Origin of the sequence: Diaphorobacter sp. JS3050, assembly GCF_013154915.1 — a bacterium.
GTDB classification, from domain to species: domain Bacteria; phylum Pseudomonadota; class Gammaproteobacteria; order Burkholderiales; family Burkholderiaceae_C; genus Diaphorobacter; species Diaphorobacter nitroreducens.
In genome coordinates, this window is the sequence record NZ_CP053553.1 from 3,639,329 (window position 1) to 3,665,165 (window position 25,837).

At 69.8% G+C, this 25,837-nt stretch carries 19 protein-coding genes and 2 pseudogenes; 17 read left to right on the forward strand and 4 right to left on the reverse strand.

Annotation, left to right across the window (positions count from 1 at the left end; all coding sequences use genetic code 11):
- The first annotated feature begins 133 nt into the window (after positions 1–133).
- The 5 genes and pseudogenes from HND92_RS17325 (at position 134) to HND92_RS17345 (ending at position 4,900) form a co-directional block, all read left to right on the forward strand.
- Positions 134–1,222 carry a cyclase family protein gene (locus HND92_RS17325; protein WP_011806935.1) on the forward strand — a complete coding sequence of 363 codons (1,089 nt, stop codon included), beginning with the start codon at positions 134–136 and terminating at the stop codon, positions 1,220–1,222.
- Between the two features lie 33 nt (positions 1,223–1,255).
- A pseudogene (locus HND92_RS17330) lies at positions 1,256–1,819 on the forward strand (ABC transporter substrate-binding protein); the annotation flags it as partial.
- A gap of 267 nt (positions 1,820–2,086) precedes the next feature.
- Positions 2,087–2,701 (forward strand): annotated as a pseudogene (locus HND92_RS17335) (ABC transporter substrate-binding protein); the annotation flags it as partial.
- A gap of 345 nt (positions 2,702–3,046) precedes the next feature.
- Entirely contained in the window at positions 3,047–4,168 is a 1,122-nt protein-coding gene (locus tag HND92_RS17340) for an SDR family oxidoreductase (RefSeq protein ID WP_172208749.1), read from the forward strand.
- A gap of 60 nt (positions 4,169–4,228) precedes the next feature.
- On the forward strand, positions 4,229–4,900 hold the full coding sequence (locus HND92_RS17345; RefSeq protein WP_047349195.1) for a histidine phosphatase family protein: 672 nt from the start codon (positions 4,229–4,231) through the stop codon (positions 4,898–4,900).
- 65 nt (positions 4,901–4,965) lie between these two features.
- Here the strand turns inward: HND92_RS17345 and HND92_RS17350 are convergent, their stop codons facing one another.
- Complete coding sequence (locus HND92_RS17350; RefSeq protein ID WP_172208751.1) at positions 4,966–5,793, reverse strand: creatininase family protein; 828 nt, start codon at positions 5,791–5,793, stop codon at positions 4,966–4,968.
- A 50-nt stretch (positions 5,794–5,843) separates the two neighbouring features.
- On the opposite strand from HND92_RS17350, the gene HND92_RS17355 reads away from it, so the two are divergent.
- Together HND92_RS17355 and HND92_RS17360 are read left to right on the forward strand one after the other, a co-directional pair.
- Positions 5,844–6,596, forward strand: coding sequence for an alanyl-tRNA editing protein (locus HND92_RS17355; protein ID WP_011806940.1), 753 nt, complete (start codon positions 5,844–5,846; stop codon positions 6,594–6,596).
- Positions 6,597–6,648: 52 nt separating this feature from the next.
- Positions 6,649–8,865, forward strand: coding sequence for a protein-disulfide reductase DsbD (locus HND92_RS17360; RefSeq protein WP_172208753.1), 2,217 nt, complete (start codon positions 6,649–6,651; stop codon positions 8,863–8,865).
- Here the strand turns inward: HND92_RS17360 and HND92_RS17365 are convergent, their stop codons facing one another.
- On the reverse strand, positions 8,866–9,912 hold the full coding sequence (locus HND92_RS17365; protein WP_172208755.1) for a formylglycine-generating enzyme family protein: 1,047 nt from the start codon (positions 9,910–9,912) through the stop codon (positions 8,866–8,868).
- 181 nt (positions 9,913–10,093) lie between these two features.
- Here HND92_RS17365 and nhaA point away from each other — a divergent pair, with 181 nt between their 5' ends.
- From nhaA to HND92_RS17380, 3 genes are read left to right on the forward strand one after another with little or no spacing between them, the layout of a single operon-like run.
- Positions 10,094–11,344 (forward strand): Na+/H+ antiporter NhaA, encoded by a 1,251-nt coding sequence (nhaA, locus tag HND92_RS17370; RefSeq protein WP_172208757.1) that lies wholly within the window; start codon positions 10,094–10,096, stop codon positions 11,342–11,344.
- Between the two features lie 49 nt (positions 11,345–11,393).
- On the forward strand, positions 11,394–11,909 hold the full coding sequence (locus HND92_RS17375; RefSeq protein ID WP_015914389.1) for a CoA-binding protein: 516 nt from the start codon (positions 11,394–11,396) through the stop codon (positions 11,907–11,909).
- Positions 11,910–11,963: 54 nt separating this feature from the next.
- A complete protein-coding gene (locus HND92_RS17380) occupies positions 11,964–13,289 on the forward strand; it encodes an O-acetylhomoserine aminocarboxypropyltransferase/cysteine synthase family protein (protein ID WP_172208759.1) in 1,326 nt (441 codons plus the stop codon).
- A gap of 53 nt (positions 13,290–13,342) precedes the next feature.
- Here HND92_RS17380 and HND92_RS17385 read toward each other — a convergent pair whose 3' ends face one another.
- Complete coding sequence (locus HND92_RS17385) at positions 13,343–14,326, reverse strand: TerC family protein (protein WP_172208761.1); 984 nt, start codon at positions 14,324–14,326, stop codon at positions 13,343–13,345.
- Positions 14,327–14,453: 127 nt separating this feature from the next.
- Here HND92_RS17385 and HND92_RS17390 point away from each other — a divergent pair, with 127 nt between their 5' ends.
- The 4 genes from HND92_RS17390 to HND92_RS17405 all read left to right on the forward strand — a co-directional run bounded on the left by HND92_RS17390 (position 14,454) and on the right by HND92_RS17405 (position 20,655).
- Positions 14,454–15,380, forward strand: coding sequence for a LysR family transcriptional regulator (locus HND92_RS17390; protein ID WP_172208763.1), 927 nt, complete (start codon positions 14,454–14,456; stop codon positions 15,378–15,380).
- Positions 15,381–15,481: 101 nt separating this feature from the next.
- Positions 15,482–16,594, forward strand: coding sequence for a uroporphyrinogen decarboxylase (gene hemE / locus HND92_RS17395; RefSeq protein ID WP_172208765.1), 1,113 nt, complete (start codon positions 15,482–15,484; stop codon positions 16,592–16,594).
- A gap of 649 nt (positions 16,595–17,243) precedes the next feature.
- A complete protein-coding gene (priA, locus tag HND92_RS17400; protein ID WP_172208767.1) occupies positions 17,244–19,418 on the forward strand; it encodes a primosomal protein N' in 2,175 nt (724 codons plus the stop codon).
- A 115-nt stretch (positions 19,419–19,533) separates the two neighbouring features.
- Positions 19,534–20,655 (forward strand): asparaginase, encoded by a 1,122-nt coding sequence (locus HND92_RS17405; protein ID WP_172208769.1) that lies wholly within the window; start codon positions 19,534–19,536, stop codon positions 20,653–20,655.
- A 207-nt stretch (positions 20,656–20,862) separates the two neighbouring features.
- On the opposite strand, the gene HND92_RS17410 is transcribed toward HND92_RS17405, so the two are convergent.
- A complete protein-coding gene (locus HND92_RS17410) occupies positions 20,863–21,819 on the reverse strand; it encodes an AEC family transporter (protein WP_172208771.1) in 957 nt (318 codons plus the stop codon).
- 176 nt (positions 21,820–21,995) lie between these two features.
- Between HND92_RS17410 and HND92_RS17415 the strand changes: the two genes are divergently transcribed.
- The 3 genes from HND92_RS17415 (at position 21,996) to HND92_RS17425 (ending at position 25,727) form a co-directional block, all read left to right on the forward strand.
- Positions 21,996–24,065 (forward strand): ATP-dependent helicase, encoded by a 2,070-nt coding sequence (locus HND92_RS17415; protein WP_011806952.1) that lies wholly within the window; start codon positions 21,996–21,998, stop codon positions 24,063–24,065.
- A gap of 109 nt (positions 24,066–24,174) precedes the next feature.
- Positions 24,175–24,504, forward strand: coding sequence for a hypothetical protein (locus HND92_RS17420; protein ID WP_246867487.1), 330 nt, complete (start codon positions 24,175–24,177; stop codon positions 24,502–24,504).
- 41 nt (positions 24,505–24,545) lie between these two features.
- Positions 24,546–25,727 (forward strand): phospholipase A, encoded by a 1,182-nt coding sequence (locus HND92_RS17425; protein ID WP_172208775.1) that lies wholly within the window; start codon positions 24,546–24,548, stop codon positions 25,725–25,727.
- The last annotated feature ends 110 nt before the right edge of the window (positions 25,728–25,837 follow it).

Genomic DNA, 25,837 nt, shown 5'->3' on the forward strand with positions numbered 1-25,837 from the left:
CAGAGAACGCCAGGGTTTTCCCGGCGGGTGATTTCAACCAACAAAACTTTCATCGCGGTGTTTGACGCAGCCCTGCCTGCGCCAACACCATTGCTTCCAAGCCGCACCCATCCGCGGCGCTGGAGACACCAATATGCGATGGAGACAACGCCCCGCCGGCTCCAACTGGGGTGACTTCGGGCCCGACGACCAGTTGGGCCGCACCAACCTGATAGGCCCGGAGCAGGTGCGCAAGGGCGTGCAGGAAGTGCGCGAGGGCATCAGCCTGTGCCTGTCGCTGCCGCTGGACTACCCTGGCGGCAACGTGCTGAACGCGCGCCGCCTGCCGCCCCAACTGCGCCCCACGCGGCGCGAAGGCATTCCGTACGTCAACTTTCCGCTGGGCCATGTGTACCCCGGCGCCACCGACGTGGTCAGCGACGACCAGGTGCTGCTGTCGTTGCAGTACTCCACGCAATGGGACTCGCTGGCGCATGTGGGCGCGCTGTTCGACCCCGACGGCGATGGCCAGCCGCGCACGGTGTACTACAACGGCTACCGCGGCCACGAGCACATCCTGGGTCCGCAGGACCATGGCATCCCCGCGCGCGACGGCGACGGCGCGGCGGCACGTTACCAGCCCGTGTGCTGCGCCGGCCGCGCGCCGGACGAGAGCGTGGCCCGCGCGCTGGGCGTGGAGCACCTGGCCGTGAAGGGCATGCAGGGGCGCGGCGTCCTGGTGGACCTGGAGCGCGCCTACGGCACCGACTTCCGCGACATCGGCTACGACGAACTCATGCGTGCCATGGAGCGCAGCGGCGCCAGCGTGGAGCCCGGCGACATGCTGCTGCTGCGCACCGGCTTTGCCGAACTGGTGCTGTCCATGCAGCGCCAGCCCGACGCGCACCGCCTGCACCACAGCTGCGCCGCGCTGGACGGCGGCGACGAAAAGCTGCTGCAGTGGATCACCGACAGCGGCATCGCCGCGCTGATCGCCGACAACTACGCCGTGGAGCGCCACCCGCCACGCCGCGTCCCCGAGGACGGTGCGCCCTACCCCGTGCTGCCGCTGCACGAGCACTGCCTGTTCAAGCTGGGCCTGCCGCTGGGCGAGCTGTGGTACCTGAAAGAACTGGCCGACCACCTGCACGCCCTCGGGCGCACCCGCTTCCTGCTCACCGCGCCACCACTGCGCCTGCCGGGCGCCGTGGGCTCGCCCGTGACCCCCATTGCCACCCTGTGATTCCCCCTACACACACCAACGAAGGAGACAACCATGAACCGCCCCGTCCACCTCACTCCGCACCCCCTGACCCGCGCCTGCCGCGCGCTGTGCACGGGCCTTGCCCTGCTGGCCGCCACGGCCACCGTCACCGCCCAGGACACGGCAATTTCTGACGACGTGGTGCGCCTGGGCATCCTCACCGATCTGAACGGCCCGTTCGCCGACATCACCGGCCCCGGCAGCGCCGCCGCCATCCAGATGGCCATCGACGACTTCGGCGGCAAGGTAGCGGGCAAGAAGATCGAACTGGTGGTGGCCGATCACCAGAACAAGGCCGACATCGCCTCCAGCAAGGCGCGCGAGTGGTTCGATACCGGCAAGGTGGACGCCATCATGGACGTGGCCGTCTCCGCGCCCGCGCTGGCGGTGCTGGAGGTGGCCAAGCAAAAGCAGAAGGTCGTCATCTTCAACGGCCCCGGCCTGGACCGCCTCACGGGCGACCTGTGCATGCCCAGCACCGTGCACTACGTGTACGACACCTACGCCCTGGCCAACGTAACGGCCAGCGCCATCACCGCACGCGGCGGAAAGGACTGGTTCTTCATCACCGCCGACTAGGGCCTGTTCACACTATTTTTGCCAGTGCGAATGGCGTGAAAACCGCGCCAATCTAGGCGCGTGACGACGCCAAGGCCGGGCCTTGGCTAGGAGGGCAACGACGAATGGCGCGGTTTTCACTCCGTTCCCTCCGGGTTGCGATCAAAAAGGGCCATTCGCGGCGTTGCCAAGCCTCGCTGGGGTAGCACCCCAGCTTCGTTTGGCGCCTTGCGCCTGGCCCTTTTTGATCGCAACGCATCTGGCAAAAATAGTGTGAACAGGCCCTACGCCTTCGGCCACAGCCTGCAGGAGCAGGCCAGCGCCGTGGTCACGGCCCAGGGCGGCAAGGTGCTGGGCGCGGCCCGCCACCCGATCGCTGCGACCGACTTCGCCTCGTTCCTGATCAGCGCGCAGAACAGCAAGGCCCAGGTCGTCGGCCTGGCCAACGCGGGGGGCGATACGGTGAACACCATCAAGGCCGCGCGCGAGTTCGGCCTGACCACGGGCAAGAACAAACAGACCCTGGCCGGCCTGCTCATGTACATCAATGACATCCACGCCATCGGCCTGCGCACCGCCGGCGGCCTGATGCTGACCGAGGGCTTCTACTGGGACATGAATGACGAGACGCGCGCCTGGTCCAAGCGCTACTTCGAGAAGATGAAGAAGATGCCCAACATGAGCCAGGCGGGCGCCTATTCCTCGACCATGCATTACCTGAAGGCCGTGCAGGCCGCCAAGACCGACGACACGGCCCAGGTCATGGCCAAGATGAAGGCCACGCCCATCAACGACTTCTTCGCCAAGAACGGCCGCATCCGCGAGGACGGCCGCATGGTGCACGACATGTACCTGTTCGAGGTCAAGTCGCAGGCCGAGTCCAAGTACCCGTGGGACTAGGGCCTGTTCACACTATTTTTGCCAGTGCGAATGGCGTGAAAACCGCGCCAATCTAGGCGCGTGACGACGCCAAGGCCGGGGCCTTGGCTAGGAGGGCAACGACGCGTGGCGCGGTTTTCACTCCGTTCCCTCCGGGTTGCGATCAAAAAGGGCCATTCGCGGCGTTGCCAAGCCTCGCTGGGGTAGCACCCCAGCTTCGTTTGGCGCCTTGCGCCTGGCCCTTTTTGATCGCAACGCATCTGGCAAAAATAGTGTGAACAGGCCCTACTACAAGCTCGTGGCCACGGTGCCCGGCGACAAGGCCTTCCTGCCACTGTCGCAGTCCAAGTGCCCCATGGTGAAGAAATGACGAACACCGTACTCGTCGTGGGCGCCACCGGCGTCGTGGGCCAGGCCTGCCTGCGCCACTTCGCCGCCCTGCCCGGCTGGCGCGCCGTGGGCGTGGCGCGCCGCGCCATCGCCCTGCCCGCGGGCGCCACCGCGCTGCAGCTGGACCTGCAGGACGCGGCGGCCTGCCAGGCTGCGCTGGGCGCGCGGGACGACATCACCCATGTGGTCTATGCCGCCGTGTACGAGCAGCCCGGGGGCCTCGTGGGCGGCTGGCGCGACCAGGAGCAGATGCGCATCAACCTGCAAATGCTGCGCAACGTGGTCGAGCCGCTGGACCGCCCGGGCGGTGCGCTGCGCCATGTGACCATCATGCAGGGCGGCAAGGCCTACGGCGTGCACATCCACCCGCAAATCGCCGTGCCCGCACGCGAACGCTGGCCGCGCGACCCCCACGAGAACTTCTACTGGCTGCAGGAGGACTTCCTGCGCGAGCGCCAGGGCAAGGGCCAGTGGCACTTCACCATCATGCGCCCGCGCATCGTGTTCGGCGACGCGGCGGGCAGCAACATGAACCCCATCCCGGCCATCGGCGTCTATGCCTGGCTGCGCCATGAACAGGGCCTGCCGCTGGCCTACCCCGGCGGCCCGGCGCGCGTGAACCAGGCCATCGACGCCGACCTGATCGCCCAGGCCTGCGCCTGGGCTGCGCAGGCGCCCAACGCACGCAACGAAACCTTCAACCTGGAAAACGGCGACGTGTTCGTCTGGCAGAACGTCTGGCCCACCATCGCCGACGCGCTGGGCATGCCCGTGGGCGAGCCCGAGCCCCAGTCGCTGGCCACCGCGCTGGCCGACCAGCAGCCCGCGTGGGAGCGCCTGGTGGACAAGTACCAGCTGGCGGCGCCGCGCGATCTGACCGCCTTCATCGGCCAGGGCGCAGCGTATGCCGACTTCCAGATGAACCACGGCAGGGCCGCCCCGCTGCCACCGGTGATCATGAGTTCGGTGAAGATCCGCCAGGCGGGCTTTCATGCGTGCATGGACACCGAGGACATGTTCCGCAAATGGTTCGGCCAGTTGCAGCAGCGCCGCCTGCTGCCCACGGCGGCGCAGGCGCGGGCGGCGCTTGCCGCCTAGCGCGCCGCCGGTCGCAGCCGCGACAAGCGCGCGGCAGCGGCCTCGCCACAATTCCAGACCATGGGAACCCTCTACCTCGTGCGCCACGGCCAGGCCTCGTTTGGCGCGGACGACTATGACCAGCTCAGCCCGCGCGGCCATGAGCAGGCGGTGCGCCTGGGCGCGTACTGGCGCGAGCGCGGGCTGCAGTTCGATGCGGTGCTGTGCGGCACGCTGCGCCGCCATGCGCAGACGCTGCAAGGCATCCAGCAAGGGCTGGAGGGCACGCCCGAGCCCCTGCTGATGCCGGGACTCAACGAATACGACAGCCATGCGCTGATCCACTGCGTGCACCCCATGCCGTTGCCGCGCCCCGACACGCCCGAGTTGTACAAGCAGCACTTTCGCCTGCTGTGCGATGCCATGGCGCAGTGGATGGCGGGCACCATCAGCCCGGCGGGCATGCCCTGCTGGGACGATTTCTCTGGCGGGGTGCGCGCGGCGCTGGACCATGTACGGCGCCAGCACACGGGACACAACGTGCTGCTGGTCTCCAGCGGCGGGCCCATCGCCACCGCCGTGGGCGAGGTGCTCTGCACCCCGCCCGAGGTCACGATCGCGCTGAACATGCGCATCCGCAACAGCGCGGTCACGGAGTTCAGCATCAGCCCCAAACGCCTGATGCTGCAGACCTTCAACACGCTGCCGCACCTGGACACGCCCGAACACCGCGGCTGGGCAACGCACGCCTGAGAACGTTTGCTATTGAAAAGTGAGCTATTAGCGCTTGATGGAAAAGCGCTAGAGCCGCTTTTTGCTTAAATTTTTGCCACCGTCTCGGGCGGCAGCGCATGCAGCTCGCCCAGCAGTTGGGCCAGCCCCCTTGCGGCAGCCTGCACCATGGCCTGTCCCTGGGCGGCAGTGGCGGCCGCGGCATTGCCAACGGCGCCGGCGGGGTTGTAGTCCTCGATGGCCCAGCCCATCTTGGCGCTCTTGCCGTTGCCCAGCAGCCCATAGCGCGCCGCGCGGTCCTGCGAGGTCGAGTGGAAATGCTGCGCATGCTCCATGCGCACGGTGGCGGGCGCCAGGTGCAGCATCATGGACGTCTCGATCTCACCGCCGTGGATGCCGAAGCGGTGCTCCTGCGCAGCAAAACGTGCGTTGTTGGCCTCGTCCACCAGGTTGAACCAGCTGCTGCCGTACACCAGCAGCCCGTGGCGCTGGCGCAGCTCGCGCGCCACGATGTCCATGGCCGCCACGTTGCCCCCGTGGCCGTTGAGCAGCAGGAGCTTCTTCACCCCCGCGCGCGCGATGCAGGCGCCCAGCTCGGTCCACAGCGCGATCAGCGTGGCGGGCGACAGCGTGAGCGTGCCGGGGTAGGACAGGTGCTCGGTGGACAGGCCCACGTTCTGCGGCGGCAGCAGCAGCACGGGCAGGTCAGCGCTCAGCAGCGGCAAGGCGGCGTCGATCACGCCGGCCAGCAGCGTGGCATCGACCGACAGCGGCAGGTGCGGCCCATGCTGCTCGACGGCGGCCACGGGCAGCACCGCCACGGTCTGCGCGGCCAGGCCCGAGGCCTGCGCCTGGGCAAAGTCGCGGGCGGACAGATCGGCCCAAAAGCGGGAGGGATATCGCATGCGGGCCATCTTAGAGCCTGTCCGCGCACTCCTGGGCGGACGCTCTACCATTGCCCACCATGACCCACGACCTTTTCCGCGCCGACAGCTACCTGCGCGAATGCAGCGCCACCGTCACCGCCCTCACGCCCGAAGGTGGCGTGGTGCTGGACCGCACCGTGTTCTACCCGCTGGGCGGCGGCCAGGCGGGCGATGCCGGCGTGCTGCTGCGCCCCGATGGCACGGCACTGGCCATCGCCGACACGCGCAAGGGCAAGGACGCCGAGGGGCGGCCCACCGCGGACATCGTGCATGTGCCCGCGCCGGGCCAGGCGCTGGGACTGGCGGTGGGCGACGCGGTCACGGCGCGCATCGACTGGGAGCGCCGCCACCGGCTGATGCGCTTTCACACCACCACGCACCTGCTGTGCCACATCGTCGCGCAGCCGGTGAACGGCTGCTCGATCACGCCCGACTACGCGCGCCTGGACTTCCACATGGACGGTGCGCTGGACAAGGACGCGCTCACCGCCGCCATCGCGCGCCTGGTGGCGCAGGACCATGCGGTGACCATCGGCGCGATCAGCGACGCGGCACTGGACGCCAACCCGCAGCTCGTCAAGAGCATGAGCGTGCAGCCCCCGCGCGGCACCGGCACGGTGCGCACGGTGCGCGTGGGCGGCGCCTGCGACGGCGACGCCGCACAGATCGACCTGCAGCCCTGCGGCGGCACGCATGTGGCGCGCACCGGCGAGATCGGCGCCGTGGTGGTCACCAAGATCGAGAAAAAGGGCGCCATGTCGCGCCGCGTGGTGCTGGGCTTGGGCGCCTGAACGCCAGCCCCCAAGGAACCAAACCCCGTCCCCGCCGCTCCCACCCTGCGCCATGTCCTGCCTTCGCCCTTTGCAGCGCTCCCTGCACACTCTTTTTTTCATAGCTGCTTGCGCTTTATCCACGGGCGCCATCGGCCAAATTCAGCTCAAGACAACCGCCGCCGCGGGCAGCAGCAGCGTGGTCACGCCGCATGTGCGCGCCGAGCTGGTGGCCCAGGCGCCCGACGGCGTGGGCCCGGGCAAGCCGCTGTGGCTGGGCCTGTCGATCACGCACCAGCCCGAGTGGCACACCTACTGGAAGAACCCGGGCGACTCCGGCCTGCCCACGCAACTGGACTGGCAGCTGCCGGCGGGCATCGACGCGGGCGAGGTCGCCTGGCCCGTGCCCAGGAAGATTCCGCTGGGCAACCTGGCCAACTACGGCTACGAGGGCACGGTGCTGTTGCCCGTGCCCATGACCGTCTCCCCGGCCTTCAACCCCGGCCCGCTGGCCAAGGAAGCGACCTTCCAGCTCAAGGCCTCGTGGCTGGTGTGCCGCCAGGAGTGCATCCCCGAGGAGGGCAGCTTCACGCTGCAATTGCCGCTGCAAGGCACGACGGCGCTGCATGCCGCCGCGTTCGATGCCGCCGCCGCGGCCCACCCGCGCGATCTGCCGGCTCTAGGCGGCAGCAGCGCGCAGGTCGAGGGCGACGCCGTGCTGCTGCGCGTGGCCGGCCTGCCCCCGGCGCTGCAGGGCCAGACGCTGGAGGTGTTCCCCGAGACCACGGGCGTGGTGGAGACCGCCGCCACGCCCACGCAGCAGTGGGACGGCGCGGTGTGGACCGCGCGCCTGCCGCTGTCGCCCCAGCGCAGCGACGGGCCCGCGCCGATGCCGGTGGTGCTGGCCCATGGCGGCCAGGGCTGGCGTGCCGAGCTGCCCGTGCCGGGCGGCTGGCCCGCCGTGGCGGCACTGAAGGGCATGTCGCCCGCGCTGGAGGCCGCGCTGAAAGCCAACGCCGCCAATGCCGCCGCGCCCGCGGCCCCCGCCGCTGCGACACCCGCGCCGCTGGGCACCTGGCTGGCCGCGCTGGCCGGCGCGCTGCTGGGCGGGCTGATCCTGAACCTCATGCCCTGCGTGTTCCCGGTGCTGGCAATCAAGGTGGTGGGCTTTGCGCGCCATGCGCAGAACCAGCGCGCCCACCGCATCGGCGGGCTGGCCTACACCGCGGGCGTGGTGCTGTCGTTCCTGCTGCTGGGCGCGCTGATGCTGGGCCTGCGCTCCGCGGGTGAGGCCGTGGGCTGGGGCTTTCAGCTGCAGTCGCCGGCGGTGGTGGCGTCGCTCGCCGCGCTGTTCACGCTGATCGGATTGAACCTGGCGGGCGTGTTCGAGTTCGGGCGCATGCTGCCCTCGTCGCTGGCGGGCCTGCAGGCGCGCCACCCCGTGCTGGATGCCTTCCTGACCGGCGTGCTCGCCGTGGCCGTGGCCTCGCCGTGCACGGCGCCGTTCATGGGCGCATCGCTGGGCCTCACGGCCACGCTGCCCGCGGGGCAGGCACTGTCCATCTTCGCGGCGCTGGGCCTGGGCCTGGCCCTGCCCTACCTGCTGGCCAGCTGGCTGCCCGCGTTTGCGCGCGCCCTGCCGCGGCCGGGCGCGTGGATGGACACGCTGCGCCGCCTGCTGGCATTCCCGATGTTCGCCACCGTGGTGTGGCTGGTGTGGGTGCTGGGCCAGCAAAGCGGCATCAACGGCGCGGCGGCGCTGCTGGCGCTGCTGGTGGCGCTCAGCATGGCCGTGTGGGCGCTCACGCTGCGCGGGGCCACGCGGGCCGTTCTCGCTCCTCTTTCAATAGCTGCTTGCGCTTGGCTGGTATGGCTTTGGGGCCCAAATATCATTGAACTGGAAAGCACACCCATGGCCGCAGCCTCCGCCCCCAGCGGCGTGGCCGGCGTGACCTCCTGGCAGCCCTGGCGCCCTGGCCTGGCCGACGAGCTGGTGGCCCAGGGCCGCCCGGTGTTCGTGGACTACACGGCCGCCTGGTGCGTGACCTGCCAGTACAACAAGAACACCACGCTGGCCAGCGCTGCGGTGCTGCAGGACTTTGCAACGAAGAACGTGGCCCTGCTGCGCGCCGACTGGACGCGGCGCGACCCCGCCATCACCGCCGCGCTGGCGCAGCTCGGCCGCAGCGGCGTGCCGGTCTATGTGCTGCATGCGCCGGGCAAGGCGCCGGTGGTGTTCTCCGAGATCCTGGGCGAGTCGGAACTGCGCGCCGCCATGTCCGCGCTCTGATCACCGCCGCGCGCCGCGTGGCCGTGGCGATTGCGGCGGGTCGATCTCGCGCACCAGGCGCAGGCCCACCAGGGTGTAGCGCGTCTGGGGCGTGTTCCAGTTACGGAACGCGCAGCGCGCGTACAGCGGCCAGGTGTGCCAGGAACCGCCGCGGCGCACGCGCACCTGGCCGGTGGCCGGGCCCTGCGGATCGTCCTGCGGGGAGTGCGCATAGCCCTCCTCGGCATACCAGTCCGACACCCATTCCCACACGTTGCCCAGCATGTCGTGCACGCCGAAGGCGTTGGGCGCGTAGCGGCCCACGGGCGCGGTGAACGCATGCCCGTCGTGCCCCGGCGCGGCCTGGGGCCGCCAGCGCGGCCAGTAGGGCGCGGCATCCTCGTCGAACACGTTCGCGTGGCGCGCCAGCGCGGCCGGGTCGTCGCCATGCGGGTAGCGCGTGCGCGTGCCGGCGCGGCAGGCGTATTCCCACTCGGCCTCGGTGGGCAGGCGGTAGCGGTGGCCCTCGGTGGCGCTGAGCCACGCGGCCAGCGCATGCGCGTCGTGCCAGGTGATGTTGACCACCGGGTGGTCGTCGCCCTGGGCGAAGCCGGGGTTGCGCCAGGAATAGCGCGGGTCGCGCCCCTCGAATGCGTCGCCGCGCGCGCTGGCGGCGGGGTCGTAGGCCGGGTTGTAGCCGTAGCCGCCCGTGCCGTCGGCCTCGGACTCGGGCACGTAGCCGGAGGTCTGCACGAAGCGGCGGAACTGCCCCACCGTGACCTCCGTCTGCCCCAGGTAGAACGCGCGCGTGATGCGCACGGTATGGGCGGGCGCCTCGTCGGCCAACTGCTCAAACCGCCAGCGCTCCAGCGTCGGGTAGGCACGGGCCAACGCGTCGACGGGCTCGCTGCTGCCCATGCGGAAGCTGCCTGGCGCGATGCGCACGAAGGGCATGCCCAGCGCATTCACCCAGAGGGCCGGCGCGGCCGGCTGCGCCTGCGCCGCGCTGGCGGCCAGGACAAGCGCCAAACATACGCCTTGCAAAGCGGCAGAGGTGGCACGGACCATCGCAAACTCCTGGGCATGCGAAAAAAGCCAGTGTAGGGCCAGGGCATTGCGCGGGCACGCTGGGCGCGGCTTCCTATACTGCCCGCGGGTGTCCACCGCATGGGGCGGCAGGGCAGGATTGTTGCAGCGCAGGTCGGGCCGCCTGTGCACCACGGGCCGCAGCATGCGGCCCCGCCTGTCCATGACCGACCGCCTTACCCCGCGGCGCGCTGCGCCGCGCCAGCCCGCCCTGCTTCCCCTGGCCGACCGCTGCACCGCTCTGCTCTCGCGCCTGTCGCATGCCGATGCCGCGGGCGGCATCGTGCTGCTGATCGCGGCCGCCGCCGCGCTGGCCTGGGCCAATTCACCCTGGGCCGCCAGCTACCACGCACTGTGGCACGTGCCGCTGTCGGTCGCCGTGGGCGGCTGGCAGCTCACGCAGTCGCTGCATTTCTGGGTGAACGACGCGCTGATGACGGTGTTCTTCCTCGTGGTGGGGCTGGAGATCCGGCGCGAACTGCACGACGGCGCCCTGGCCCAGCCCCGCGATGCGCTGCTGCCCGTGCTGGCCGCGCTGGGCGGCGTGGCCGTGCCGGCGCTGCTGTACCTGGCGCTGGTGCCGCCCGCGTTGCGCAGCGGCTGGGCCGTGCCCACCGCCACCGACATCGCCTTCGCGGTGGGCGTGCTGGCCCTGCTGGGGCGCGGCCTGCCGCCGGTGCTGCGGGTGTTCCTGCTCACGCTGGCCATCATCGACGACCTGGTGGCCGTGCTCATCATCGCGCTGTTCTACTCGGGCGGGCTGCAGTGGCCGATGTTCGGCATCGCCGCGCTGGGCCTGGCGGGCGTGCTGCTGCTGCAGCAGCTGGGTGTGCGCCGCGCCTGGGCCTATGTGCCGGCCGGCGCGGTGCTGTGGTGGGGCATCTGGCAGACGGGCGCCCACCCCACACTGGCCGGCGTGGTGCTGGGCCTGGTGACGCCGGTGCACGCCCTGGCCGGGCGCGAGCCCGCGCCCCCGGTGCAGCGCGTGCAGGCCAGCCTGCACCCGTGGGTGACCTTTGGCGTGATGCCGCTGTTTGCCCTGGCCAATGCCGGCGTGGCGCTGGGCAGTGCAGGCGGCGCGCAGCCGGCGGCGCCGGGCACCGGCCTGCTCATGGCCGCGGTGGCCCTGGCGCTGGTGGCCGGCAAGCCGCTGGGCGTGCTGCTGGCCTGCTGGCTGGCGGTGCGCCTGCGCCTGTGCGCCCTGCCCGCGGGCATGGGCTGGGGCGGGCTGCTGCTGACCGGGCTGCTGGCGGGCATCGGCTTCACCATGGCGATCTTCATCGCCACCCTGGCGTTCGACAGCGCCGCGCTGCTGGACGCCGCCAAGCGCGGCGTGCTGCTGGCCTCGGGCCTGGCCGCGCTGCTGGGGCTGGCGTGGGGCTGGTGGCTCCAGCGCCGCGCCACGACCGCCTGAGGGGTGGCGCGGATACCCGTGGGCCCACGGCTGTGCATACACTGCCGCCATGCTCCGCACACCCGACACCATCAGCACTTTGCGTGACGTGCTCACGCAGTGCCACACCATCGCCGTGGTGGGCCTGTCACCGCAATGGCACCGGCCCAGCCACTTTGCCGCCAAGTACATGCAGGCGCACGGCTACCGCGTGATTCCCGTGAACCCGCTGGTCGCGCGCGAAGGCGGGCAGATCCTGGGCGAGACCGCCTACGCCAGCGTGCTTGATGCCGCCGCCGCGCTGGCCGCGCAGGGCGCGCGCATCGATATGGTGGATTGCTTTCGCAAGAGCGAGGACATCCCGCCGCTGGCGGCTGAAGCCATCGCGGTGGGCGCGCAATGCCTGTGGCTGCAGCTGGGCGTGTTCAACGAGGCCGCCGGCGCGCAGGCCGAGGCCGCGGGCCTGCGCGTGATCCAGAACCGCTGCGTGAAGATCGAGCACGCACGCCTGTTCGGCGGCCTGGGCTGGATGGGCGTGAACACCCAGGTGATCTCGTCCAAGCGCCTGCGCAAGCTCCCATATTGATAGCTGCTAGCGCTTGATGGATAAGCGCTAGAGGCCTATTTGACCCATAACACCATGACCGCATCCACCCCACCCGGCTCTGGAGCCGACCGTGCCTTCGGCTTCGGCACGCGCGCCATCCACGCCGGCGCCCAGCCCGACCCCGTGACCGGCGCGCGCGCCACGCCCATCCACCAGACCACGAGCTTCGTCTTTGACGACGCCGAACACGCCAGCAGCCTGTTCAACCTGCAGACCTTCGGCAACGTCTACAGCCGCATCAGCAACCCCACGGTCGCCGTGTTCGAGGAGCGCATGGCCAGCCTGGAGGGCGGCCGCGCGGCCCTGGCCTGCGCCAGCGGCATGGCCGCGCAGATGGCGGCGCTGCTGGCCATCCTGAAGGCCGGCGACCACATCGTGGCCGCCAGCACGCTCTATGGCGGCACGGTGGGGCAGTTGGGCGTGGGTTTCAGCCGCCTGGGCATCGAGACGACCTTCGTCGACCCGTCCGACCCCGAGAACTTCGCCCGCGCCATGCGCCCGAACACGCGCGCCGTGTACGGCGAGACCATCGGCAACCCGCTGGTCAACGTGCTGGACATCGCGGCGATTGCGGAGGTGGCCCACGCCCACGGCGTGCCGCTGGTCATCGACAACACCGTGGCCAGCCCCTACCTGTGCAACCCGCTGGCCCTGGGCGCCGACATCGTGGTGCACAGCGCCACCAAGTACATCGGCGGCCACGGCACCACCATGGGTGGCGTGGTGGTGGAGGGTGGCCAATTCCCCTGGGACAACGGCCGATTCCCCGAGATGGTGGAGCCCAGCCGCGCCTACCACGGCGTGAAGTTCTACGAGACCTTCGGCGATTTTGGCTACACCATGAAGGCGCGCATGGAGGTCAACCGCACCTTCGGCGGCGTGCTCTCGCCCCTGAACGCCTGGCTGCTGCTGCAGGGCGCCGAAACGCTGCACCTGCGCATGCGCGAGCATTGCCGCAACGCGCTGGCCGTGGCGCGGTTCCTGCAGCAGCACCCGCAGGTGGCCTGGGTCAACTACCCGGGCCTGCCGGACTCGCCCCACTACGCGCTGGCGCAAAAACAGTTCCGCGCACTGGACGGTCAGCCCGGCGCCTCGGGCATCCTGACCTTCGGGGTGAAGGGCGGCGCAGCCGCGGGCGAGCGGTTCATCGACGCCTGCGAGTTCCTGAGCCACCTGGCCAACATCGGCGACGCGAAGACGCTGGTGATCCATCCCGCCTCCACCACGCACCGCCAGCTCAACGAGGAAGAGCTGGCCCGCGCCGGCGTGCGCGCGGACATGGTGCGCCTGAGCGTGGGCATCGAGGAGTTGGACGACATCCTCTGGGATATCGACCAGGCCCTGGCACGCACGCGCTGAACCGGGCCACCCACGGCCGGGCGTGACCCCGGCCGGGGGGCGCGCAGGGCAGGTCAGCGCTTGCCCGGCAGTGGGGGCACGGGGCGCGCCGCGCTCCCCCCCGAGCCGCGCAGCGACAGCACGATGGAGCCGGCAATCAGCGTCGCCGTGACCAGCAGCGCGTAGCCGATGGGAATCTTCACCAGGTCGATCAGCAGCATCTTGGTGCCGATGAACACCAGCACCAGCGCCAGGCCATAGGCCAGCAGGTGGAACCGGTTGGCCAGGTCGGCCAGCAGGAAGTACAGCGCGCGCAGGCCCAGGATGGCGAACACGTTGGCCGTGAGCACGATGAACGGGTCGCTGGTGATGGCGAAGATGGCGGGGATGCTGTCCACCGCGAAGATGATGTCGGTGGTGCCGATCAGCACCAGCACCACGAACAGCGGGGTGTAGTGCTTGACGCCGTCGATCATGGTGGAGAGTTTCTCTCCGTCGAACCGGTCGGTGATGCGCATGCGCTGGCGCAGCAGCTTGAGCACCGGGTTGGTCGCGATGTCGGGCTCCTTCCCCGCTGCAAACCACATCTTGATGCCGGTGACCACGAGGAACGCGCCAAACACGTACAGCAGCCAGTGGAACGTGGCCAACAGCCACGCGCCCGCCAGGATCAGCAGCGTGCGCAACACGATGGCGCCGATGATGCCGATGATGAGGGCGCGCTTTTGGTATTGCGGCGGCACGGCAAAGTAGCTGAACAGCATCAGGAACACGAAGATGTTGTCCACCGACAGGCTCTTTTCGACGAGGTAGCCGGTGATGAACTGCATCGACACCGTGTTGGCCACGTCGCGGCCCTGGCTGCCGTCCAGGTACCACCACAGCAGTCCCACGAACACGAACGCCAGCGCAAACCACAGCAGGCTCCAGCGCGCGGCCTCGCCCATCGTCACCCGGTGCGCGCCCTGGCGCTCCATCACCAGCAGGTCCACGGCGATCGCCACGACCACAAAGGCGGCGAAGCCCGCCCACATCCACCAGGTGCCTATCGTTTCCATGCGTTCCTTCTCCAACAAGGTTGTACTGACGGGCCCACAGCCCGAGGAGGTGCAATGTAGAGGTCGCATGGATTCCAAAAAATCTGCCTTATCGATACTATTACTTCGGTTTTTACGAAGTAACTCCATGAGCCAGAGCTTCAACTACCGCCACCTGTACTACTTCTGGGTCGTCGCCAAGGAGGGCGGCATGGCACGGGCCGCCGAGCGGCTGGACATGGCCGTGCAGACCATCAGCGCACAGGTGCGCGAGCTGGAGAAGTCCCTGGGGGTGAGCCTGCTGCGCGCCGAGGGCCGCAACCTCATGCTGACCGAGGCCGGCGTGGCCGCGCTGCACGAGGCCGACCACATCTTCGCGCTGGGCGAGCAGCTGCCCCAGCGCGTGCGCGAGGCCGCCTCGGGCCCCACACTGCGCCTGAACCTGGGCATCTCCGACGGCATTGCCAAACTGGCGGTGCACCGGCTGCTCACTCCCGTGCTGGACGAGCCCCACCTGCGCCTGCTGTGCCACGAGGGGGAATTCCAGCCCCTGCTGGGCGAGCTGGCGCTGCACAAGCTGCACGCGGTACTGGCCGACCGCCCCGCCCCGCCGAACCCGGCGCTGCGCACCACCAGCCAGTTGCTGGGCACCAGCGCCATTGGCTGGTATGCCCCGCCGCTGTGGGCGCAGGCCGCGCGCCACGCATTCCCGCGCAGCCTGGCGGTCGTGCCGGTGCTGCTGCCCACCGAGCACGCCGCGCTGCGCGCGCGCATCGACCACTGGCTGGAACGCGAGCGCATCCGCCCGCGCATTGCAGGGGAATTCGAGGACAGCGCCCTGCTCAGCACCTTCGCTGCCACCGGCATGGGCGTGATGCCCGCGCCCGAGACCCTGGGCGCGCACCTGGAGCAGACCCATGGCCTCGTGCCCGTGGGCACCACCCCCGAGGTGCATGAGCAGTTCCACCTGATCTACAGCGCCCGCAAGGTGATGCACCCGCTGCTGACCCGGCTGCTGGAGGCCGGAGCCGATGGGACGCTGTGGAACCCGGCCCCCACCCGTTCCCCCGTCTGAGGAGACGGCGCATCGTCCTGCAGCGCCCCTTTCCTTGATCTGAGGCAAGCCCGCGGGGCTTGCCCAAGGCCTGCGGGACCCGGCCTGCGACAATCGCGCGCATGAGCTTCGCCCCCCTCCAGAACGACACCTTCCTGCGGGCCTGCCGTCGCCAGGCCACCGACTACACGCCCCTGTGGCTGATGCGCCAGGCGGGCCGCTACCTGCCCGAGTACAAGGCCACGCGCGCCAAGGCCGGCAGCTTCATGGGCCTGGCCACGAACGTGGAGTACGCCACCGAGGTGACGCTGCAGCCTCTGGAGCGCTTCCCGCTGGACGCGGCCATCCTGTTCAGCGACATCCTCACCGTGCCCGACGCCATGGGCCTGGGCCTGTCGTTCGCCGAGGGCGAAGGCCCGCGCTTTGCCAAGGCGGTGCGCGACGAGGCCGACGTGGCCGCGCTGGCCGTGCCCGACCTGGACAAGCTGCGCTATGTGTTCGACGCCGTCACCAGCATCCGCCGCGCGCTGAACGGCCGTGTGCCGCTGATCGGCTTCTCGGGCAGCCCCTGGACGCTGGCCTGCTACATGGTCGAGGGCAAGGGCAGCGACGACTACCGCCTCGTCAAGACGCTGATGTACAGCCGCCCGGACCTGATGCACCGCATCCTGGCGGTGAATGCGGACGCCGTGGCCGCCTACCTGAACGCCCAGATCGACGCCGGCGCCCAGGCCGTGATGGTCTTCGACAGCTGGGGCGGCGTGCTGGCCGACGGGTGCTTCCAGGACTTCAGCCTGGAATACACCCGGCGCGTGCTGGCGCAGCTCAAGCGCACCGGCGTGGACGGGCAGGACGTGCCGCGCATCGTCTTCACCAAGGGCGGCGGCATCTGGCTCGACGACATGAAGGACATCGACTGCGAGGTGCTGGGCCTGGACTGGACGGCCCACCTGGGCAAGGCCCGCGCCATCGTCGGCGGGCAGGTGGGCGGCCCCGGCAAGGCGCTGCAGGGCAACATCGACCCGAACGTCCTGTTCGCCCCGCCCGAGGCTGTGGCAGCCCAGGTGCGCGCCGTGCTCGACAGCTTCGGCACGCCGCACACTGACAAGACCACCACCGGTCCCACGCACATCTTCAACCTGGGCCACGGCATCAGCCAGTTCACCCCGCCCGAACACGTGGCCGCGCTGGTGGAAGCTGTGCATGGCTATTCACGCAGCCTGCGGCAGCGGTGAATGCCTACTTACCAGGGCTGCGGCGCCGGCATGACTTATTCACACTGCGGCAGCCGCATCCGGCTTGCCGCGCGGCCCGCAGCCAGCAGCGCAACAAACGGCAACAAATCACTCCGAACCTCGTAAGTGGTTGATTCATATGAAAGTCCTGCGCCTGCCGATTTTGTGGGCACCCTAAGCAAACCACGGCCAGACAAGGGCTTTCGGGCGGCCCAGCCGGGATATCAACAAAGTTATCCACAGAAAATCTGAACTTCCTGTGTTTCCCTCGCAAAATCAAGCACTTGCCGCACGAAGTGAAGGAAAAGTCCCACAGTGGCTGCAACGCCTACCACATCCGGGGATGCTCTTCCCTATTGACAGCGCCAGTTGTTCACATGCTGGCAACTGCGCCCCCTGCGCAGAGCGTCGCCCGACAACCGCTGCGGCACTGTTTGCGGCGCAGCAAAGAACGTTGATTCATAAGCTTTTTTTGCATCGCGCCGTCTACAAATCCGCTAGCGCCCAGTCCAACCGGGGCGCGCCCCGCAGCCTGTTGCACGCTGCTTTTCAACAAAGTTATCCACAGCACCTCTCATAGCAGTGGGCACGCTTGTGGAATCATGCGGGGCCGCGCCCCCGGTGCCGCCCGCGTTTTCACCCACCGCCCATGCCTGACCGTTCCCCGCCCCCGACCACGCCGCATGACAGCGCAGCCTGCCTGCTCTGCGTGGCCGTGAGCACGCCGGCGCACAGTGGCGTGGGCGAACCGCTGAGCTACGCCAGCCCGCGCCCGCTGCCTGCCGGGACACTGGTGCGCGTGCCGCTGGGCGCGCGCGAGGTGCTGGGCGTGGTCTGGGACGCGCCCGCCGAGCCAGCGGCGCTACCGCCGGGCATGGTGCCGCGCACGGTGGCGGGCGTGCTCGAAGGCGTGGCGCCGCTGGACGCCGCCTGGCGCCGTCTGGTGACCTTCGCCGCGCGCTACTACCAACGCGCGGTGGGCGAGGTGGCGCTGGCCGCCCTGCCCCCACAGCTGCGCGACCTCACGCCCGAGCAGTTGGCGCGGCGCCTGCGCCGCCCCGCACCGCCGGCGCACCCGTCCGAAGCAGTTACAAAAACAATAGCACTTACCGCAGAACAGGCAAGCGCTACGGCCCAAATCGATGCAGAGCGCGGGCCCTTTCTGTTGTTCGGCAGCACGGGCAGCGGCAAGACCGAGGTGTACCTGCACTGCGTGCAGCGCGCCCTGGCCGGCCATCCCGCCGCACAGGCACTGGTGATGGTGCCCGAGATCAACCTCACCCCGCAGCTGGAGGCGCGCTTTCGCGAGCGCTTCGCGCCCCTGTACGGCGAGGCGGCCGTGGTCAGCATGCACAGCGGGATGACGCCGGCACAGCGCCTGAAGAGCTGGCTCGCCGCGCATACGGGCGCTGCGCGCATCGTGCTCGGCACGCGCATGGCGGTGTTCGCCAGCCTGCCGGGGCTGGCACTGGTCGTGGTGGACGAGGAGCATGACGCCAGCTACAAGCAGCAGGAGGGCGCGCGCTACTCCGCGCGCGACCTGGCGCTGTGGCGCGGACGCGAGCAGGGCGCCAAGGTGATCCTGGGCAGCGCCACCCCGTCGCTGGAGAGCTGGCATGCCAGCACCCCGGCCAGCGAGGGCGGCCCGGGCCGTTACCTGCGCCTGCACATGCCCAGCCGTATCGGCTCAGGGGACGGCGCCGGCACAGGCGAGCTGCCGCGCGTGCGCCTGGTGGACATGGGACAACAGCCGCGCAGCTCGGGGGCGGGTGGCGTGTTCTCGCCCCCGCTGCTGGCCGCCATCACCGAACGGGTGCAACGCGGGGAGCAGTGCCTGGTGCTGCTCAACCGCCGGGGCTTTGCACCCGTGCTGCACTGCCATGACTGCAGCTGGAAGAGCGACTGCCCGCACTGCAGCGCCCACCAGGTGTTCCACAAGAGCGACCGCACGCTGCGCTGCCACCACTGTGGCTTTACGCAACGCGTGCCGCGCGCCTGCCCGGGCTGCGGCAACCCGGACATCGCCCCCATCGGCCGGGGCACCGAGCAGCTTGAAGAGCAGTTGGCCGCGCTGCTGCGCAACGTCATCACGCCCGAGCGCCGCGCCGCGCGCGTGGCGCGCATCGACGCCGACACCACCCGCGCCAAGGGCGCGCTGCAGGAGCAGCTGGCCCAGGTGCATGCGGGCGCGGTGGACGTGCTGGTGGGCACGCAGATGGTGGCCAAGGGGCATGACTTCCGGCGCATCACGCTGGTGGCGGCGGTGCAGCCCGACGGGGCGCTGTTTTCCAGCGACTTTCGCGCGCCCGAGCGGCTGTTCGCCCTGCTCATGCAGGCGGCGGGCCGCGCCGGGCGCGATGCGCAGTACATCGCCGCCCAGGGCAGCCCGCCCGAGATGTGGGTGCAGACCTGGCACCCGGACCACGCCGTGTACGCCGCGCTGCGCCGCCACGACTACCCGGCGTTTGCCGCCCAGCAGCTGACCGAGCGCCGCGAGGCCGGCATGCCGCCCTTCGCCCACCAGGCCCTGGTGCGCGCCGACGCCCGCACCCAGCAGGCCGCCCAGGCCTTCCTGCAGGCGGCCGCCGACGCCGCGCGCGCCGCGCAGCTGCCGGGCAGTAGCCAAGTCTTCCTCTTCCCGCCCGTGCCGCTGGCCGTGCAGCGGGTCGCCAACATGGAGCGCGCCCAGATGCTGCTGGAAAGCCCCCAGCGCGCCGCGCTGCAGCGCTTCCTGGCCGCCTGGCAGCCGCTGCTGCATGCCGAACGGCCGCGCCACAAGGGGCTGGTGCGCTGGCTGGTGGACGTGGACCCGCAGGCGATCTGAGGCCGCCACCGCTGCGGGCGGTGCCCGCGGGTTTTCTCGCATGGCATGCGCTGCGCCATCGGGGCAAAGTTCCGCCCCCGGTCCACGAGACCGCTTTTCTTTTTTGGAACCCACAATGACCTTCCAAGCGTTTCGCATGTCGCTGGTGGCCGCTGCCATCACCGTTGCCGGTTTTGCCGGCGCCCCCACCCTCGCCCACGCGCAGGACACGCGCGCCACGGCGGCCACGCAGGCCCAGCCGGCCGCCGCCAAGCCCCGCGTGGTGGTGCTGGCAACGGGCGGCACGATCGCCGGCGCCGGCGCCTCGGCCATGAACAGCGCCACCTACACGGCCGCCAAGGTGCCCGTGGACAAGCTGCTGGCCGGCCTGCCCGAGCTGTCCAACGTCGCCCAGGTGTCGGGCGAACAGGTGTTCCAGATCGCTTCCGAGAGCTTCACCAACGAACACCTGCTGAAGTTGGCCCAGCGCGTGTCGCAACTGGCCAAGCAGGGCGACGTGGACGGCATCGTCATCACCCATGGCACCGACACGCTGGCCGAGACCGCCTACTTCCTGAGCCTGACAGTGCGCACCGACAAGCCGATCGCGCTGGTCGGCTCCATGCGCCCGGGTACTGCCCTGTCGGCCGACGGCGCGCTGAACCTGGTCAACGCCGTGAGCGTGGCGGCCTCCAAGGATGCGCGCGGCAAGGGCGTGCTGGTCACCATGAACGACGAGATCAACACCGCGCGCGACGTGAACAAGGACATCAACATCCAGACCAGCGCCTTCAAGAGCCAGTGGGGCCCGCTGGGCATGGTGGTGGAGGGGAAGAATTACTGGTTCCGCGCGCCGGTGAAGCGCCACACCACGCAATCGGAATTCGACATCGACAGCATCACCTCGCTGCCCCAGGTGGACATCGTCTATGCCTACGGCAACGTGCAGCCCACGGCCGTGAACGCGCTGGTGGCCGGCGGCGCCAAGGCCATCATCCATGCCGGCACGGGCAACGGCTCAGTGGCCGACCGCATGGTCAAGCCGCTGCAGGACGCGCGCGCCAAGGGCGTGGTCATCGTGCGTTCGGCGCGCGTGCCCTACGGCTTCGTGCTGCGCAACGCCGAGCAGCCCGACGACAAGCACGACTGGGTGGTGGCCCACGATCTGCGCCCCGAAAAGGCGCGCATCCTGACCATGCTCGCCCTGGCCAAGGGCGCCAGCACGCAGGAACTGCAGCGCATGTTCTGGGAGTATTGAAGTCTGCCCCTCAGGCGCCCGCGCCTTCCCCTGCCCTCCCCTCGCGTCGCAATACGGGCAGGGGGACGGCACCCTCGCGGCGCGGCCGGTCCAGGTCCTTGCCCAATGGCCGTCGGTCTGGCGCACGCGGTACAACGGCTGCGCTTCAGGTGGATATTTTTTAGCCAAATCGACACCTAGCGCAGTCCCACCCTGCGCCAAGCGCTCTCATTTTTGAACCAAAAGCGCAACGGCGGCCGAAAAGCTGAGGAAAGCCAGCGCCGTACTCACCAGGATGATGCGCGCCACGCGCCCGCCGTGGGCCCCGAAGCGCTCCACCAGCAGCGCCACGTTGCTCGCGCTGGGCAGCGCGGCCAGCAGCACCATCACCGTGAGCGTGAACGGCGACAGGTCCACCCCCAGCGCCATCGCCGCACGCCCCACGCACCACACCAGCAGCGGGTGCACGACGAGCTTGGCCAGCGCGATCGGCACGTACTGGCCCGGCGGCACGTATTCCTGCTGGTTCATCTGCGAGCGCGCCAGCACCGCGCCAATGGTGAACAGCGCCACCGGCGATGCCGCGCCCGCCAGCATGGCCAGGGTCTGGTCCACGGGGCCCGGCAGCTGCCACTGCAGGACCGACGCCACGCCGCCCAGCACGATGGACCAGGGCATGGGGTTGGTGGCCATGCCGCGCAGCGCGTTGCGCAGCGCCACGGCCACGCCGTGCGCACCCGCGCCATCCAGGCGCGACAGCGCGATGCACGCCGAACTGGTGATCACCAGGTCCACCGCCAGCACCACGATCACGGTGCCGGCACTGGCCTCGCCCAGCAACGCCACCAGCAGCGGAACACCCATGAAGCCGGTGTTGGGAAAGGCAGCCACCAGCGCGCCGAAGGCCGCATCGTTCCACCCCCGGCGCCGCAGCGTGAGGGCCACCGTGCCGCCCACCATGAGCAGCGCACACAGCAGGTACAGCCCGGCGACGGCCGGGTCCAGCAGCTGTGCGATGGGCGTGCTGGCGCCGAAGCGGTACAGCATGCATGGCAGCGCGAAATACAGCACGAAGCTGTTCAGCCCCCCGATGGCGGACACCGGCAGCGCCCCGGCCCGCGTGGCCAGGTAGCCGCACAGCACGAGGGCGAAGAAGGGGAAGGTGATCAGCAGGACGGACAGCACGGGCGCGATTGTCGCAGCGCCGCCGCGCGCTGAAACGCCTTGTCACCGGGCGTGCCACCCCGGGCAATCACCCTGGTGCGCGCACGCCGCTATCATGCACACCCGCTGTTCTCCCTCTCACCCGCCGCCCGCCGCAACCCGCGGCGCAGGCGCGCCCCGTTCCTCCCGCTGCATCCATGTCCGGTCTCAATCTTGCTCAGTTGCAGGCAGTGCACTACACCGAGGGCCCGTGCCTGGTGCTGGCAGGCGCGGGCTCGGGCAAGACGCGGGTGATCACGCACAAGATCGCGCGGCTGATCGAGACGGGCCTGGCGCCCCGGCGCATTGCCGCCATCACCTTCACCAACAAGGCCGCGGCCGAGATGCGCGAGCGCGCCGCCGGCCTGATCGGCCGCCAGGCCAAGGACGTGCTGGTGTGCACCTTCCACGCCCTGGGCGTGCGCATGGTGCGCGAGGACGGCCATGTGCTGGGACTCAAGCCCTCGTTCAGCATCCTGGACCAGGACGACGTGACGGGCATCCTCAAGGACTGCGCGGGCGGCACCACCGACCTGGCCACCGCGCGCCAGTGGCAGTGGACCATCAGCAACTGGAAGAACCAGGGCTGGGATGCGCGCAAGGCGCTCGCCATGGCCCAGGACGACCATGAGCGCAGCATCGCCCTGATCATGCAGCGCTACGAGGAGCGCCTGACGGCCTACCAGAGCGTGGATTTCGACGACCTGATCGGCATGCCCATGCGCCTCTTGCGCCACCACCCCGAGGTGCGCGAGAAGTGGCAGCGCCTCTTGGGCCACGTGCTGGTGGACGAATACCAGGACACCAACGCCACGCAGTACGAGCTGCTGAAATACCTGGTGGGCGAGCGCGCGCGCTTCACCGCCGTGGGCGACGACGACCAGAGCATCTACGGTTGGCGCGGCGCCACGCTGGACAACCTGAAGAAGCTGCCGCAGGACTTCCCGCAGCTCAACGTCATCAAGCTGGAGCAGAACTACCGCTCGACCAGCGCCATCCTGCGCGCGGCCAACCACGTCATCCAGCCCAATCCCAAGCTGTTTCCCAAGACGCTGTTCAGCGAGCTGGGCGAGGGCGAGCCCGTGCGCGTGGTCGATTGCGACAACGAGGAGCACGAGGCCGAGCGCGCCGTGGCGCGCATCCAGGGCCTGCGGGCAGCCAGCAATCCACCGCCGGCGTGGAAGAACTTCGCCATCCTCTACCGCGCCAACCACCAGGCCAAGCCGTTCGAGAAGGCCCTGCGCAAGGCCAACATCCCCTACAAGGTCTCGGGCGGCACCAGCTTCTTCGACCGCGCCGAGATCAAGGACCTGTGCGCGTGGTTCCGCCTGTGGATCAACAACGACGACGACCCGGCCTTCCTGCGTGCCGTCACCAGCCCGCGGCGTGGCGTGGGCCACACCACGCTGGCGGCGCTGGGCGAGTTCGCCACGCAGCACAAGCAAAGCATGTTCGGCGCGCTGTTCAACGCCATGCTGCCCGCCGTGATCCCCAAGCGGGGCCTGGAAGGCCTGCTGGAGTTCGGCCGCACCGTCAACGACCTGGAGCATCGCGCACGCCACACGCACGGCCACGAAGCCGCGCGTGCCTTCCTGGCCGACTGGCTCAAGGACATGGGCTACGAGCAGCACCTGTACGACAGCGAGGACAGCGAAAAGGTGGCCGCCGCGCGCTGGAGCAACGTGCTGGAGTTCTGCGACTGGATGGCACAGCGCGCGGGCGGCCAGATCGACGACACCGCGGGCGCGACGGTGCAGGCCGCGACCAAGAGCCTGCTGGAGGTGGCGCAGACCATCGCCCTGCTGTCCACCATCTCCGAGCGCGAACAGGAGCAGGACATGGTGGTGCTGTCCACGCTGCATGCCAGCAAGGGGCTGGAGTGGCCGCACGTGATCCTGGCCGGCGTGACCGAGGGCATGCTGCCCTTCAAGCTGGACGATGACGACGGCCGCCAGCAGAAGGTGAGTGACGACACCCTGCAGCGCCTGCAGGAGGAGCGCCGCCTGATGTACGTGGGCATCACCCGCGCCCAGCGCACGCTGGCCGTGAGCTGGACCAAGAAGCGCAAGAAGGGGCGCGAGATGGTGGCCTGCCAGCCCAGCCGCTTCATTGCCGAGATGAAACTGGACGCCGCCACGGCGCGCGAGAACCCACGCGACAAGTTGCGCCAGTTGCGCGAGGAATTCGCGCGCAAGGCCCAGGCCGCCCCCAGCCCCGCCACACCCTGAACCCATGTTGAAAACTATATTTTTGATAGCTACTAGCGCTTTACTGGCAAGCGCTTGCGCCCAAAAACCCTCTCAACCTCCGCGCCCGGCCTGCCCCACGGCCGCGCAGATGGAGCAGCCCGAACTGGTGGGCCGCTGGCAGGCGCGGCTGGACGGCATGGCCGAGCCCGTGCTGCTGGAACTGGGCCCCCACCCCGAATGGGACGGCACGGTGAAGGGACGCATCCAGTGGCCGGGCTTCACCTCGGTGGTGGTGGGCGACGTGCACCAGGGCCGGCTCACCCTGGAAGAGTCGCGCGACGGCACGCGGGTCAGCGGCAACTGGAGCGGCGACGTCGTCGAAGGCAGCTGCGCGCGCGAGATCCGCGGCGAATGGACCGACGAGGCCGACCGGCCCTACACCTTCACCCTGCGCAAGCAGGCCCCTTCCCGGCCCTGACCTGCATGGCAGCCGTCACCGACCACGCGCATCATCCGACCATGACACAGCCTTCACACCCCCTGTCCCGCCTGGGCCTGGCCACCGCGCTGCTGGGCACGGCCCTGCCGCTGGTCAGCTGGGCCGAAACCGCCGCAGCCCCCGCCGTCAACCGGGTGGCCGGCTGGCGCCAGTGCGCCGCCCTCACCGGTGACAGCCAGGCACGCCTGGCCTGCTTTGACCAGTGGGCCGGCGAGCAGAGCTGGCAGGCGCCGCCCGCTTCGGCCAGCGCCCAGCCCGCCGCCGCCACGCAGGCGCCGCCCCCGCCGGTGGACGCCACGCTGCCGGCCACGCGCATCATCGACGTGGCGCAGGTGGACGGCTGCCGCGACGGCCAGTACAGCACCCTGTCGCGCTTCTGGGAGCTGGAGACGGGCAGCGACTGCGGGGCGTTCCGCTTTCGCGGCTACCGGCCCATGAGCGTGTCCGTCGTGGGCGCCACCAGCGTCAACCGCCTGCCCACCTCGGGCAGCCCGGACAACAATGCCGCCAGCGAGGTGGACTACCGCAAGACCGAGATGCGCGTGCAGCTGTCGGTGCGTACCAAGCTCGCGCAGGGCCTGCTCACGCGCGGCCACCCCACGCTGCGCGACTCGCTGTGGGCGGGCTACACGCAGCAGTCGTACTGGCAGCTGTTCTCGCCGGGCATCTCGCGGCCGTTCCGCACCACGGACCACGAGCCCGAGATCATGTACGTGTACCCCACCGACGCCAAGCTGCCCTTCGGCTGGCGCTGGCGCTACAGCGGCATCGGCCTGGTGCACCAGTCCAACGGCCAGAGCCTGCCTCTGTCGCGCAGCTGGAACCGCGTGTACCTGATGACCGGCATGGAGCTGGACAACCGCTGGACCGTCACCGGCCGCCTGTGGAAGCGCCTGCACGAGAGCGCGGACAGCGACGACAACCCCGGCATCAGCAACTACGTGGGCCGGGCCGAGCTGGGCCTGACCTGGAACGTGGACAAGGACAACACCCTGGCGCTGACCGCACGGCATTCGCTGGGGGCGACCGGGCGCGGCTCGGCACGGCTGGAATGGCTGCAAACCCTCGGAACCAGCCTGGTGGGCAACCGCACCAACCTGCGCCTGCACACCCAGCTGTTCACGGGCTACGGCGACAGCCTGATCGACTACAACCGCAAGCGCACCGTGTTCAGCGTGGGCCTGAGCCTGGTGGATTTCTGAACCCCACAGCGCGAATGGATGGGCGGGCGCACCACGCGCGCCTGCCGGCCCGATCACAACCGGTTACCCTTTGACCGGGCCGGCGGGTTGAAGGCGCCGCAGTGCGCCGA

Coding starts and splice junctions, on each gene's coding strand:
- HND92_RS17325 (WP_011806935.1), top strand. CDS start 134: ATGCGATGGAGACAACGCCCCGCCGGCTCCAACTGGGGTGACTTCGGG.
- HND92_RS17340 (WP_172208749.1), top strand. CDS start 3,047: ATGACGAACACCGTACTCGTCGTGGGCGCCACCGGCGTCGTGGGCCAG.
- HND92_RS17345 (WP_047349195.1), top strand. CDS start 4,229: ATGGGAACCCTCTACCTCGTGCGCCACGGCCAGGCCTCGTTTGGCGCG.
- HND92_RS17350 (WP_172208751.1), bottom strand. CDS start 5,793: ATGGCCCGCATGCGATATCCCTCCCGCTTTTGGGCCGATCTGTCCGCC.
- HND92_RS17355 (WP_011806940.1), top strand. CDS start 5,844: ATGACCCACGACCTTTTCCGCGCCGACAGCTACCTGCGCGAATGCAGC.
- HND92_RS17360 (WP_172208753.1), top strand. CDS start 6,649: ATGTCCTGCCTTCGCCCTTTGCAGCGCTCCCTGCACACTCTTTTTTTC.
- HND92_RS17365 (WP_172208755.1), bottom strand. CDS start 9,912: ATGGTCCGTGCCACCTCTGCCGCTTTGCAAGGCGTATGTTTGGCGCTT.
- nhaA (WP_172208757.1), top strand. CDS start 10,094: ATGACCGACCGCCTTACCCCGCGGCGCGCTGCGCCGCGCCAGCCCGCC.
- HND92_RS17375 (WP_015914389.1), top strand. CDS start 11,394: ATGCTCCGCACACCCGACACCATCAGCACTTTGCGTGACGTGCTCACG.
- HND92_RS17380 (WP_172208759.1), top strand. CDS start 11,964: ATGACCGCATCCACCCCACCCGGCTCTGGAGCCGACCGTGCCTTCGGC.
- HND92_RS17385 (WP_172208761.1), bottom strand. CDS start 14,326: ATGGAAACGATAGGCACCTGGTGGATGTGGGCGGGCTTCGCCGCCTTT.
- HND92_RS17390 (WP_172208763.1), top strand. CDS start 14,454: ATGAGCCAGAGCTTCAACTACCGCCACCTGTACTACTTCTGGGTCGTC.
- hemE (WP_172208765.1), top strand. CDS start 15,482: ATGAGCTTCGCCCCCCTCCAGAACGACACCTTCCTGCGGGCCTGCCGT.
- priA (WP_172208767.1), top strand. CDS start 17,244: ATGCCTGACCGTTCCCCGCCCCCGACCACGCCGCATGACAGCGCAGCC.
- HND92_RS17405 (WP_172208769.1), top strand. CDS start 19,534: ATGACCTTCCAAGCGTTTCGCATGTCGCTGGTGGCCGCTGCCATCACC.
- HND92_RS17415 (WP_011806952.1), top strand. CDS start 21,996: ATGTCCGGTCTCAATCTTGCTCAGTTGCAGGCAGTGCACTACACCGAG.
- HND92_RS17420 (WP_246867487.1), top strand. CDS start 24,175: ATGGAGCAGCCCGAACTGGTGGGCCGCTGGCAGGCGCGGCTGGACGGC.
- HND92_RS17425 (WP_172208775.1), top strand. CDS start 24,546: ATGACACAGCCTTCACACCCCCTGTCCCGCCTGGGCCTGGCCACCGCG.